This window comes from Cellulomonas biazotea (assembly GCF_004306155.1).
GTDB classification, from domain to species: Bacteria; Actinomycetota; Actinomycetes; order Actinomycetales; family Cellulomonadaceae; genus Cellulomonas; species Cellulomonas biazotea.
The window spans coordinates 1-12,583 of the sequence record NZ_BIMR01000073.1 but is presented as its reverse complement, the minus strand read 5'-3'; the positions used below and the strand labels follow the sequence as shown (position 1 = coordinate 12,583).

Annotated in this window: 9 protein-coding genes; 4 read left to right on the top strand and 5 right to left on the bottom strand. The window is 74.6% G+C overall.

Features of this window, described 5'->3' with window-relative positions:
- Positions 1 to 57: 57 nt before the first annotated feature.
- The 5 genes from CBZ_RS06240 to CBZ_RS06220 all read right to left on the bottom strand — a co-directional run bounded on the left by CBZ_RS06240 (position 58) and on the right by CBZ_RS06220 (position 5,793).
- Positions 58 to 786, bottom strand: a complete 729-nt coding sequence (locus CBZ_RS06240) for a hypothetical protein (protein WP_130780719.1) — start codon at positions 784 to 786, stop codon at positions 58 to 60.
- On the bottom strand, positions 783 to 1,592 hold the full coding sequence (locus CBZ_RS06235; protein WP_130780718.1) for a CDP-alcohol phosphatidyltransferase family protein: 810 nt from the start codon (positions 1,590 to 1,592) through the stop codon (positions 783 to 785). Before CBZ_RS06235 ends, CBZ_RS06240 begins: the two co-directional genes overlap by 4 nt.
- Complete coding sequence (locus CBZ_RS06230) at positions 1,589 to 2,836, bottom strand: DUF1972 domain-containing protein (RefSeq protein WP_130780717.1); 1,248 nt, start codon at positions 2,834 to 2,836, stop codon at positions 1,589 to 1,591. The genes CBZ_RS06235 and CBZ_RS06230 overlap by 4 nt, the downstream gene beginning before the upstream one ends.
- Before the next feature lie 180 nt (positions 2,837 to 3,016).
- Positions 3,017 to 4,555, bottom strand: coding sequence for a sugar transferase (locus tag CBZ_RS06225; protein ID WP_130780716.1), 1,539 nt, complete (start codon positions 4,553 to 4,555; stop codon positions 3,017 to 3,019).
- A gap of 128 nt (positions 4,556 to 4,683) precedes the next feature.
- The gene (locus CBZ_RS06220) at positions 4,684 to 5,793 is read right to left on the bottom strand and encodes a glycosyltransferase family 4 protein (protein WP_130780715.1); all 1,110 of its coding nucleotides are present in this window, start codon (positions 5,791 to 5,793) and stop codon (positions 4,684 to 4,686) included.
- Between the two features lie 106 nt (positions 5,794 to 5,899).
- Here CBZ_RS06220 and CBZ_RS06215 point away from each other — a divergent pair, with 106 nt between their 5' ends.
- The 4 genes from CBZ_RS06215 to CBZ_RS06200 all read left to right on the top strand — a co-directional run bounded on the left by CBZ_RS06215 (position 5,900) and on the right by CBZ_RS06200 (position 12,546).
- Positions 5,900 to 6,847 (top strand): glycosyltransferase family 2 protein, encoded by a 948-nt coding sequence (locus CBZ_RS06215; protein ID WP_130780714.1) that lies wholly within the window; start codon positions 5,900 to 5,902, stop codon positions 6,845 to 6,847.
- Positions 6,844 to 7,953, top strand: coding sequence for a glycosyltransferase family 4 protein (locus CBZ_RS06210; RefSeq protein ID WP_130780713.1), 1,110 nt, complete (start codon positions 6,844 to 6,846; stop codon positions 7,951 to 7,953). Before CBZ_RS06215 ends, CBZ_RS06210 begins: the two co-directional genes overlap by 4 nt.
- 366 nt (positions 7,954 to 8,319) lie before the next feature.
- Positions 8,320 to 9,945: a right-handed parallel beta-helix repeat-containing protein gene (locus CBZ_RS06205; RefSeq protein WP_130780712.1), complete on the top strand. Its 1,626-nt coding sequence runs from the start codon at positions 8,320 to 8,322 to the stop codon at positions 9,943 to 9,945.
- Positions 9,946 to 10,431: 486 nt separating this feature from the next.
- Positions 10,432 to 12,546 (top strand): right-handed parallel beta-helix repeat-containing protein, encoded by a 2,115-nt coding sequence (locus CBZ_RS06200; protein WP_130780711.1) that lies wholly within the window; start codon positions 10,432 to 10,434, stop codon positions 12,544 to 12,546.
- Positions 12,547 to 12,583 lie beyond the last annotated feature (37 nt).

Below are 12,583 nucleotides of genomic sequence, written 5' to 3'. Positions count from 1 at the left end.
GAGCAGCCGTCCGTCCCGGACGGGCACCGGGCCTGTCCGGGACGGCGGCGCGTCCGTTCAGGCGGCCGGTCCGGCACCCTCGAAGAGCACGGTGGTCACCGTCGGGTCGTAGCTCACGGTGACCTGCAGCCGGTCGCGCTGGTCGGCCGGGACGTTGAACACGTACGCGCCGGTCGCCGTGCGGCCCACCGCGAGGTCGCCCGACAGCACGCTCGCGCCCGGGCCGCTCAGCGGCTCCGCCGGCGCCAGGTCCTGGCCCGCGTAGAGGTTGACGACGGTGCTGTCGAGCGAGACCGGCGCACCCGTCCCGTTGGTGATCTCGACGGTCACCCGCACGGCCGGACCCGCGACCTCGCCAGGCCCCTGCGCCTCGCCCGCGACCGACTCGACGCGCACGAGCCGCGCGACGACGCCCGAGTCGAACGGCGCGCTCTCGTCGAGCCCGACGGCGGGCTTGGTCTCGGGCGCGAAGGGCGCCGCGGGGTCGGCGTCGTCGGTCGCGCCACCGCCCGGCTCGCCGGGCGCGGGCTGCGTGGGCGTCACGACGGGCTCGGACGCGTCAGCCGACGCGGACGGGTCCGCCGACGCCGACCGCGAGGACGACGGCGACGCCGCACCGCCCGGGCCGTCCGCGTCGCCGGTGCTGCTCGACTGCGCGACCGCGGCCCACACGACCCAGCCGAGGATGAGGACGACGACCGCCGCGAGGACGACGACAGCCCACCGCGGCACCCGCCGCGCAGGGCCTGTCGGGCCGTCCGGGGTGGTCGGGACGAGCTCGCTCACGCCTCGCCGCCCCTCGACTGGCCCTCGGGGCGCCGCAGCGTCCGCATCTCGGCGAACCACGACCGCAGGGCCAGCGCGAGGTACCCGGCGGTCGCCAGGCCCAGCAGCGCGTAGACGACACCGAACAGCGTCACCGCCCCGTAGAGCGCGAACGCGAGGCACAGCACGCCGTAGTCGGTCGGCGCGACGACCAGCGACCGCAGCACCGACGGGCGCTCGTCACCGGCGGTCGCCCGCATCGTCGTCCCCGCCTGCCGGCGCAGCTGGTCGTTGAGGATCATCGCGAAGAACAGCACCGACCAGACGGCCGAGTACGCGAGCGGGACGAGCAGCCACGCGTCGGGCACGACGTCCGCGCGGTACAGCCCGACGACGAGCGCGAGGTGCAGGCTCGACACCTTGACCGCGTCGATGATGTGGTCGAGCCACTCCCCCGCGATGCTGCCGCCGCCGCGCAGGCGCGCGACCTGGCCGTCGGCCGAGTCGAACGCGTAGCCGACGAGCAGCAGGAACGCGACGAGCACGCCGGTCCACCACGCGACGGGTGCGAGCGCGAGCACCGCGATCGCGGAGAACGTCCACACCGCGCTGATCGTGGTCACCTGGTTCGGCGTCAGGCCGGCCCGGTACGCCCACGCGGCGAGCACGCGGCCCGCGCGGCGGTTGACGAACCGGGAGTACGCGGGGGCCCCGCGGGCGCCCTTCTGGACGGAGCCGAGACGCGCGAGGGTCTGCGCGTACGTCTCCGCGGCCGGGGCGCTGGTGGACGCAGGCACGGGGTCCTCCTGGTGCAGGGTCGTCGTCATGCGGCACCGTCCGGGCGGGCCGGGACGGGGTCCGAGGGGACGGTCCGGGTCGCCGGGTCAGGCGACGGTACCGCCGTGGGGGCGGGCGTGGGGCGTCGGCGGCCCGACGGACGCCGCCGGCCGCGGAAGTCACCCGCGGCGAGCCGGCGGCACAGCCGCTCGTACCCGTCGGCGACGTCGTCCCAGTCGTAGTCGGCGGCACGCCGCCGGGCGGCCGCACCGCGTGCGAGCGCACCGGCGGGGTCGGTCTCCGCGTCCTCGACGAGGCGGGCGACGTCGTCGGGTCCGGCGAACCAGCGGCCCGCGTCGCGCAGGACCTCGCGGTTGAACGACACGTCGAACGCGACCGTGGGGGCGCCCGCGCCGATCGCGCGCAGCAGCGACGGGTTGGTCCCGCCGACGCTGTGCCCGTGCAGGTAGGTCAGGGCGTGCCCGTAGAGCTGGTCGAGCTGCTCCTGGTCCCAGACGCCGCCGAGCAGGCGGACCCGGTCGTCGGCGGCGGCGTGCACGCGCCGCGTGTACTCGTCCGCGTACGGCGCCGAGCCGACGACGACGAGGGGCAGCGTCGCGCCCGAGCGCCGGTACCCCTCGACGATCACGTCGACGTGGTTCTCCGGCTCGAACCGGGCGACGACCAGGTGGTAGCCGCGCGACGTCAGGCCCAGCCCGGCGAGCTTGTCGGTGCCGAGGCCGTCGAGCAGCGGCGCCCCGTAGGCGATCTGCTCGGTGGGCGCCCCGAACTCCTCGGTGTAGTAGTCGGCGATGCCCGCGGCGTCCGCGATGAGCGCGTCGGACCAGCGGACCGCGAGCGCCTCGGCGGTGCGGTAGTACCGGCGACCGGCACCGCCCCACTTGGCGCGCCGCCACTCGAGTCCGTCGACGTGCGTGGCGACGGGGATGCGTGCGGCCCGCAGCGCCGGCAGGAAGACCGCGTTCGCGGCGTTGAAGACGACGGCCGCGTCGTGCCGGTGCGCGACCTGGTGCCCGACGGACAGCGCGGTGTGGCTGAGCGTCTCGAGCGAGCGGCGCCGCAGCGCCGGCAGGTGCACCAGGTGCATCCCCCGGTACGCGGGCACGCGGTCGGCCGGGTCGGGCGTCCGGCAGTAGACGAGGACGTCGTGCCCGCGGTCCGCGAGCCGGGCGCCGACCTCGTCGACGCACGTCTCGAACCCGCCGTACCGGGCGGGGACGCCGCGCGTGCCGATGAGCGCGATGCGCAGCGGCCCGTCGTGGGAGCGGGTCATGGGCGTCCTTCCGTCGTCCGCGCGCGGCCGCCGACGCGCCGGCGGTGCCGGGTGCGGGGCAGGTCTCGCGCACGGGTGTCGAGCATGGTCCGGCGACGGCCCCGGCGGCTACCGCCGTCCGGGTCGTCGCCGGCGTCGAGGTGGGTGTCCGGCACGTTCCTGGCCGGGCCCCGCGGTGGGTCAGTAGGCGCCGGCCCCCGTGACGACGGCGCGGAACGTCTTCCACAGGATCATGAGGTCCATGGTCACGGACCAGTTGTCGACGTAGCGCAGGTCGAGGCGGATCGCCTCGTCCCACGGCAGGTCGGAGCGGCCGCTCACCTGCCACAGGCCGGTGATGCCGGGCTTGACGCGCAGCCGCTGGTGCACCGCGTCGTGGTAGGCGAGGACCTCCTCGCGCAGCGGCGGGCGCGGCCCGACGAGCGACATGTCGCCGCGCACGACGTTGAAGAACTGCGGCAGCTCGTCCAGGGAGAACCGGCGCAGGACGCGGCCGACGGGCGTGACCCGGGGGTCGTGCGCCATCTTGAACAGGAGCCCGTCGCCGTCGCTGCGCGCGAGCAGCTCGGCGCGGCGCCGGTCGGCGTCGCGGTACATGCTGCGCAGCTTCCAGATGGTGAAGTCGCGCCCGTCGACGCCGACGCGCGTCTGCCGGTAGAACGCCGGGCCCGGCGAGGTGAGGCGCACGGCGAGCGCCGCCGTGAGGATCACGGGCGCGAGGACGGCGAGCGCGCACAGCCCCAGCGCCCGGTCCATGACGGCCTTGGCGAGCATGCGGCGGCGGGGCGGCTCGATCTCGAGGCGCAGCAGCGACAGGCCCGCCGTCGGGTGGACGCTCACGCGCTCCTGCGCGACCTCGACGAGGCCGGGGGCGACGACGAGCTCGGCACCGGCACGGCGCAGGGCCCACGACAGCCGGCGCAGCGCCTGGCCGCTGAGGGCGTTGCCGGCGACGACGACGACCGACACGGCGTAGTCGGAGACGACCTGCGGGACGTCGGCGAGCGCGCCGAGCGTCGGGACGGGCACCGCGGGGACGGCGTCGGGCACGACGTCCGACAGGCACGTGCCGATGACGAGGTAGCCGTGGTACGGCGCGAGGCTGAGGTCGTCGACGACGTCTGTCACCGAGGCGGTGTCGCCGACGACGATCGTCCGCATCATGGCCTGACCGCGGTTGCGCTTGGCGTGCAGGAACCGGCGGTGCACGTAGCGGGCGGCACAGGCGGTGGCCGCGACGACGGGGACGCCGACGAGGACGACCTCGCGGGGTGCGGTCAGCGGCGTGAGGTACGCGAGGGCCATGACGAGGCCGGCGATGAGGACCGACGCGCGCAGCACGACCTGGAACTCGTCGGGGCCGTCGCCCATGTTGTGCCGCTCGTACCCGCGCATGAGGCCGACGATCGCCGGGAGCGCGACGGCGCACACCGCTCCGAGCAGGAGGACGGAGCCGCGGTCGGCACCGCCGAGCAGGGCCGCCACGGCGACGCCGGTGCCGGCGACGAGGGCGTCGAGGCCGACGGTGATGCGCTGGTAGGCGGTCGCGCTGCGGACCCAGGGCAGGGCGCGCAGCGCGTCGTCGCCGGAGTTGTGCTCGGTGGCGCGGCGGACGAAGGGCTCAGGGGACGCCCATGACCTGCGCGGGAACTTGGCGGGCCGGCGGCGCTCGAGCCACGCGTCGGTCTGCTCGGACCCGTGCCCGGCGGTCAACGTCATGAACACCCACCCCCCTCGTGCGAGAACTGTGGATGAACGTATTACGCCGCGTATGTCGGATTCATCCGCCATGACTGCTTTTCACCCATGCGCCCTACTGTGCGGTAACTCACACCGCACCCTCGGGGTCAGTGCGCGCGCAGCAGCCAGGCGTCGGCGGCGAGCCGCCCGTCGACGTCGGGGAGGTCGGCCAGGACCGTCGCCGCAGGTCGGCGCGCGTCGAGCAGCCCGACGAGGACGTCGGCGACACGCTCCGGGTCCGCCGCGGGGTCGACGACGGCGTGCCCGTGCTCCTCGAGCCACGCGGCGAGACCCGTCTCGGTGGTCGCCAGGACGGCGCAGCCGTGCGCGAGCCCCTCGACGACGGGCAGGCCGACCTGCTCGCGCCACGTCCGGGTGCGCTGCGACAGCAGGACGGCCACCGACGCCTCGCGCTGCAGCGCGTGCACGCGCGCCCGCGGCGGGTCGACGACGACGCTCACCTCGGGACGGTCCGCGGCGAACGCGTGCACGGCGTCGGCCAGGGGGCCCGTGCCCACGAGCGTCAGCCGGGCCTGCGGCCGCGCCCGGTGGACGTGCGGCCACGCGGCGAGCAGCTGCGGCACGCCCTTGCGCTCCTCGAACGCCCCGACGAACAGGACGGCGTCCGGGTCGGCGGCGTCGAGCGGTCCGCACGTGCACGCCGTCGGGAGCGCGGGCAGCAGGACGTGGTCGGCGCGGCGCAGCAGCGACGGCACGAGCGCCCCGTACAGCTCCTGCGCGGCGGGCGTGCCGAGCACGATGCGGTCGACGCGGCGTGCGACGGCCGCGATGAGGCGCGCGTCGAGCCAGCGCCGGACACGTCCGGGCAGCCCCGGGCGCGCGGGTGGGCGGAACGGGTCGTCGTTCGCGATCGCGTAGGTGACGACGAGCGTCCGGCGACGCCGGACCAGGCGGGCGACGTCGACGGCGGCGAGCGCGAGGGCCGTGCGGCGCAGGCTCGACACCATGAGCGGCTCGTTGACCTCGAGCTCGCGGACGTCGGAGCGGGCGAGCACCCACGCGGCGCGCAGCGGCCCGGCCTCCACGAGGTCCAGCCCGCGGGCGAGGTCGGAGTCGAAGTCGTAGCGGCGCCGGCGGTAGACGATCGAGGCGGGCGCGAGCTCGTGCGCGCGCTCCAGGTGCGCGGTGCGCAGCGTCTCGTACAGGCGCACGCGGGGCAGCGCGGTACGCGCCGGGGGCCGGCTCGCTGTCGTCATGCGCGGGCGTCTCCTCGCTCGTCGGGTGGGCCCGGGTGCCGTCCGGCCTGCGGTCTCACCCGCCGCGACCTCCGACGTCGGGTGCCCGACAAGATAGCGTTCGTGCGTGCTCGGGATCGTCGTCGTGAGCTTCGGCTCCGCCTCGCTGCTGCGCGCGAACCTCGCGGACGTCGACGTCACCGCCCTGCGCCGACCGGCCGTCGTGGTGGTGGTCGACAACTTCCGGGGGCCGCGCGAGCGCGCCGACGTGCGCGCGGTCGCCGCCGAGCACGGGTGGCAGCTCGTCGAGAACGCCACGAACGCGGGCTTCGGCGCGGCGGTCGACGCCGGCGTCACGCGCGCGGCGGACCTGGGCTGCACCGCGGTCGTCGTCCTCAACCCTGACGCGCGCGTCGAGCCCGCCGTGCTGGACGCGCTCGCCGACCAGGTCGCGGCCGCGCCCGACACGCTCGTGGCGCCCCGCATCGAGCGGCCCGACGGGCGACCGTGGTTCACCGGCGGCGACCTCGACGTCGCGGCCGCGCGCACGCGCAACGTCGAGGCCCCCGCGCACCCCCGCCGGGAGGGCTGGCTGTCGGGCGCGTGCCTGGCGGCGGACGTGGCGCGCTGGTCGCGGGTCGGCGGGTTCGACGACGACTACTTCCTCTACTGGGAGGACGTCGACCTCTCGGCCCGCTGGACTGCCGACGGTGGCGCGCTGCTGGTCCGTCAGGACCTGGTCGTGGTGCACGACGTCGGCGGCACGCAGGAGACCGCGGGGTCGCGCGCGAAGTCGCCCGTGTACTACCGGTACAACTGCCGCAACCGGCTGGTGTTCGCGGCGAAGCACCTGCCGCGGTCGGACGTGCGGCGGTGGCTGTGGCGCACACCGTCCTACGCGTGGCAGGTGCTGCTGCGCGGCGGGCGGCGCCAGCTGCTGCGCCCGGTGGCGCCGGTGTGGGCCGTGGTGCGGGGGTCGGCCGAGGGCACGGGGTGGGCGGTGCGCGCGCTGCTGCGCCCGGCCCGTCCCGGCGCGGGTGCGGGCAGCACGACGAGGGCAGGGGCTGCGGCATGAGCGGGTACCGGGTCGGGGTGGACGCGCACGTCCTGGACGGCAAGTTCCAGGGGTCGCGCACGTGGGTGCTGGAGACGCTGCGCCGGGCCCCGCTGCTGGCGCCCGAGCTGACGTTCGTCGTGTACTCGGGCGACCCGGACCGGTCGGCCGCGCTCCTGGGCGACGTCCCGGTCGAGCACCGGCTGCTGCCGCCGGGCGGGCCGGTGGGCCGCAACCTGCGGTTCTGGCCGCGCGCGATCCGCCGCGACCGCCTGGACGTGCTGGTCACGCAGTACTTCAGCCCGCCGCGGTACCCGCGCCGGCAGCTCGTGGTCGTCCACGACGTGCTGTTCGAGACGCACCCGGAGTTCTTCGGGCGCGCGACCCGCTGGCGCAACAAGCTGCTGGTCGGCTGGTCCGCCCGGCGGGCGGGCACGGTCGCGACGGTCTCGGAGTACTCCCGCGAGCAGATCGCGCGGGTGTACGGCCGACCGTCGCAGGAGATCGTGCTCGTCCACAACGGCGTGGACGTGCCGCAGACCGCGGGGTCGGGGACGCTGCCCGCGCAGGTCCCCGCCGGGACGCGCTACGCGCTCATGGTCGGACGGCTGGAGCCGCGCAAGAACCTCGCGCTCGCGCTCGAGGCCTTCGCGCGCGTGGCGGACCCGGACGTGCGGCTCGTCGTCGTGGGCCGGGACGACTTCGAGGACCCGCGGACGCTGGCGCTGCTCGCGGCCGAGCCGCGCGCCGTGCACCTGTCCGACGTCGCGCAGGACGAGCTCTGGGAGCTGTACCGGCGGGCGACGGTGTTCGTGTTCCCGAGCCGCGGCGAGGGCTGGGGCATCCCGGTGCTCGAGGCGCTCGCGGCGGGGACCCCGGTGGTCGCGTCGGACGCGACCGCCATCCCGGAGGCGGGCGGCACGGCCTGCACCTATCTCGACGTCGCGGCGCCGGGTGCGCCGGCGGCGCTCGCCGACCTGCTCGAGGCGGCCTTCGCGGGGCGTCTCCCGTTCGACGCCGCGGCCGCGCGCGAGCACGTCGCCGCGTTCGGCTGGGACCGGTCCGCGGGGGAGCTCGTGACGGCGCTGCGCGCCGCCGTGGGGGTCCGTCCCACGCCCGCTCGCTGAGCGCGAGCGCCCCGGCCCGTCGCCCGTGGAAAGCGCTTCCGTCCGATGCCTGGTGCTATGGGCGATTCGCGACGCACTTGTGACATAACCCACAGGCGCAATTTGTCTACCGGGGCAATCCGGACAACCCTCCACGACCGCGCAGGTCACGCTATGTCGGACGTTGTCGGACGGACGTCCAAGACATAACGGCTGACATAAGACCGGGACCTCGAGGCCTCAGTTCCGCCATTTTCCGCCGATACCTTGGGTATGTCGCTTCCACCGCGGGTCTGGCCCCCCGCGGCCCTCCCGGGCCCCCGCCCGGTCCGCCGACCCACCCGGTCGGCGGTGCGCGCGACTCTCTTACCCCCGAGGAGCTCTCGCATGTCTTCCGCACGCCTGCACGCCCCCACGACAGCCCGGCGCACCGCCCTCGCCGTGCTCGCCGGCGCCCTCAGCGCCGGCCTCGTCACCGTCGCGCTGCCCGCCCAGGCCGCGACCGCGCCCGACTACACGACCACCGCCGAGTCGCTCGCCGCGAACGTCGTCGCCCCCGCTGACGTCGCCGTCGACGCCTTCGGCCGGCAGGTCTCGGGCAGCTGGGGATCCGCCACGACCGGCGGCGCCTGGACGATCGCCGGTGGCGAGGCCACCGACTACTCGGTGACCAACGGCGTCGCGACGATGTCGGTGCGCAAGCCGGGCTGGCAGCTCACCTCCTCGCTCCCCTCGGTCCGCTCGACCGACACCGACCTGCGCGCGGCGCTCAGCCTCGACAAGGCCCCCGTCGGCGGCAGCGTCGACTTCGACGTCACCGGCCGCGCGGTCGACGCGACGTCCGGCTACCGCCTGCGCAACAAGATCCTCGCCGACGGCAACGTCCGCTCCTCGCTCATCAGCGTGAACGGCAAGACCACGACGACGCTCGCGTCGGTCACGCAGCCGGGTCTGGGCTTCACCGCCGGCAAGCAGCTCCAGGTCCGCCTGCAGGTGACCGGCACCGCGCCGACGACGATCCAGGCGAAGGTCTGGACCGTGGGCACCGCCGAGCCCGCCGACTGGCAGGTCTCCGCGACCGACACCACCGCGCCCCTGCAGGTCGCCGGCGGCATCGCGTTCGGCGGCTACACCGCCTCGTCGCTGACCAACGCGCCCCTCGCGTTCCGCGTCGCCGACGTCAAGGCCACCGGCACGCAGGCCGCCGTCCCGCCGCCCGCCGTGGTCGGCCCGGCCGGCACCTACGTGCCCAGCGCCACCACGACCGGCGTGCCCAACGGCACCAAGCTCACGGTCCACGACGGCGACCTGACGATCAGCACCCCGAACGCCGTCGTCGACGGGCTCGACGTCCGCGGCTTCGTCAAGGTCACCGCGCCGAACGTGACGATCAAGAACTCGATCATCCGCGGCCGCGCGACCGACAAGCAGACCGCGCTCGTGTCCAACACGCTCACGACGGCGTCCGTCACGGTCGTCGACAGCGAGCTCTACAACTCGGCGCCCGGCCCGTGGGTCGACGGCGTGCGCGGCTTCAACTTCACCCTCAAGCGCGTGAACCTGCACGACGTCATCGACATGGCGCACATCTACGGCGACAACGTGACGATCGAGGCCTCCTACCTGCACGACAACCTGCACTACGAGGTCGACCCGGCGCAGAACAACACCCCGAGCCACGACGACAGCATCCAGATCCAGAAGGGCAACAACATCCGGATCGTCGGCAACAACATCTCGGGCGCCTTCAACACCGGCATCCAGTTCACGCAGGACCAGGGCATCGTCTCGAACGTCACCGTCGACAAGAACACGCTCGACGGCGGCGGCTGCACGATCAACCTCGCCGAGAAGGGCAAGGGCCCGTTCCAGGGCGTCAAGGTCCTCGACAACACCTTCGGCCGCACGACGAAGATCTTCAACTGCGCGATCATCTCGCCGACCACGACCGTGGTGACGAACTCGGGGAACTACTTCACCGACGGCGTCGTCGCCACCGTCCGCAAGGGCTGACCCGCCCGCTGCACCACACGGAGCCCGTCCCGGCGATCCCGGGACGGGCTCCGTCGCGTTTCCGGCCGGTTCACGTCCGGCGGGTGAAGTGGTCTCGACATGCGAGAACGGTTGCCCGACGGTCCCGATGCAGGTCACGAACGGGTAACGGGCAGTCGGACGCATGTCCGCCTCGCCTCGATTCCACCGAATGGGTGTTTCTCCTATGCTCGGCGTGCGCGGAGAGGCCGGGCATGCCACCAGGTGATGCAGCAGTACCGGGCGCCGCGCAGGCCCAGCCGGCCCTCGTCGAGTGGGAGACACCACCCGCCGAGGAGCCGACCGGATCGCCGCTCGACGCCCTGGCCCCCACCCTGGAGACCGCCCGTGCGAGGACGACACAGCGAGACGCAGCACCACCAGACCCGCCGGGGCGCACGCCGCCCCCGGGCATCGGCGCCGACCCGGCGACTCACGACCGGCATCGCCGCCGCCGCTGCTCTCGCCGTGGCCCTCGTCGTCGCCGTCATCGCCCCCGCGCAGTCCGCGCCCATCGGCGTCTACCGGCCCGTCGCGCCGCTGCGCGTGCTCTCCGGCACCGCGCTCGCCGCCGGTGGCACCGTGACGGTGACGCTCCCGTCCGTCCCCGCGGGCGCGACGACCGCGACGCTCCAGGTCACCGCGGCCCGCACCACCGAGAGCACCCAGGTCGCCGTGTGCCCCGGCCGCACCGTGACGGCCGACTGCACGGCCGCCCCGGCCCTGGTCGTCCCCGCCGGCGAACCCGGCTCCGCGACCGTGTCCGTGCCCGTCAGCGCCGCACAGCCGACGGTCACCCTGCAGGCGAGCGCCGACGCGCGCGTCTACGCCGACCTGCACGGCTTCGGCGTCGACGCGTCCAAGGGCACGTCCGCCGAGGACTCCCTCTACCTGCCCGTCGACCCGCACCGCGCCGTCGAGACCGACGTCTCCGGCCGCGGCACGACGACCGTGACGCTGTCCGGCGCCCCCAAGGGCGCGACCGCCGTCGCACTGCGCCTCACCGCCACCGGCAGCACCGCCGGCTCGTACGTCGCCGTCTGCCCCACCGGCCAGACGAGCGCCGCGTGCGCCGCCACCTCCGTGCTCAACCCGCTCCCCGACCGCGCCCGTCAGGCGTCGCTCGTCGTGCGCCTCGGCAGCGGCAGCACCCTGCAGCTCTACAACCAGCAGGGCGACCACCACGTCGCCGTCGACGTCGACGGCTGGTACGTCGCGCGCGCCGTCAGCAGCACCGGCGGCAACCTGCAGACGCTCGACGAGCCCGACGCCCTGGCCGACAAGGTCGTGAAGTCCGGCAAGAGCTCGACGCTCACGCTCGCCGACGTCCCCGCCAACGCGACCGCCGTCCAGGTCCGCCTCACCGCGAAGGGCGCGTGGCGGCCCACGACGCTCACCGCGTGCCCCGGCTCGACGCCGTCCGACGGGTGCCGCGAGACGTCGTTCCTCGTCGCCTCCCCCGACGCCCCCGCGCGCAACCAGGCGCTCGTGCCGCTCGGCGGCTCCGCCCGCAACACCATCACGCTGTCGTCCAGCGACGCGAGCGTGCGGGTCAGCCCCGAGGTCGTCGGGTACGTCGTCGGCCCCGGCGGCGTCACCGTCGCACCACCCACGTCGACGCCGCGGCCCACCGCGACCCCGACACCCACGGTGACGCCCACCCCCACCCCGACGCCCACGCCGACCGCGACGCCGACCCCGACGGCCACGCCCAAGCCGACCGCGACCGCGCAGCCCAGCAGCACCCCCACCGCTGCGCCCGGCAACGGCAGCGGGAGCGGCGGCGGCGCGGCCCCCGGCAGCGTCAAGCCCGGACCGTCCAACACGGGCGTGCCCGCCGGGACGGCGCTCACCGTGCACGAGGGCGACCTCACCATCACGACACCCGGCACCGTGATCGACTCGCTCGACATCCGGGGGTTCGTCAAGGTCGCCGCCGCCAACGTCACGATCAAGAACTCGATCGTCCGCGGCTACGCCACGAGCATCCAGCGCGCGCTCGTCTCCAACACGACCAGCGGCGCGAGCGTCCTCATCCAGGACAGCGAGCTCTACGCGCAGGCACCGTCGGCGCACATCGACGGCATCCGCGGGTCCAACGTCACCGTCCGTCGCAGCAACATCCACGACGTCATCGACGTGTTCCACCTGACGGGCGGCAACGTCACCATCGAGTCGTCCTGGCTGCACGACAACCTGCACTACGAGAACGACCCCCTGCAGAACAACACCCCGAGCCACGACGACACCGTGCAGATCCAGATCGGCTCGAACATCGTCATCACGGGCAACACCATCGAGGACGCCACGAACAGCGGCATCCAGTTCACCCAGGACCAGGGCGTCGTCTCCAACGTGACGATCACCAAGAACTGGGCGGGCGGCGGTGGCTGCACCATCAACTTCGCCGAGAAGGGCAAGGGCGCGTTCCAGGGCGTCGTCATCACCGACAACGTCTTCAGCCGCGACACCCGCGTCCCGAACTGCGCGATCATCGCGCCGAGCACGACCACCAAGGTGCTCACCGTCGCCCGCAACGTGTGGACCGACGGCAGCCCGGTGAGCGTCTCCAAGGGCGACTGACCGCCCGCGGGCGGACGTGGGGGGGGGGCGGGGGCCC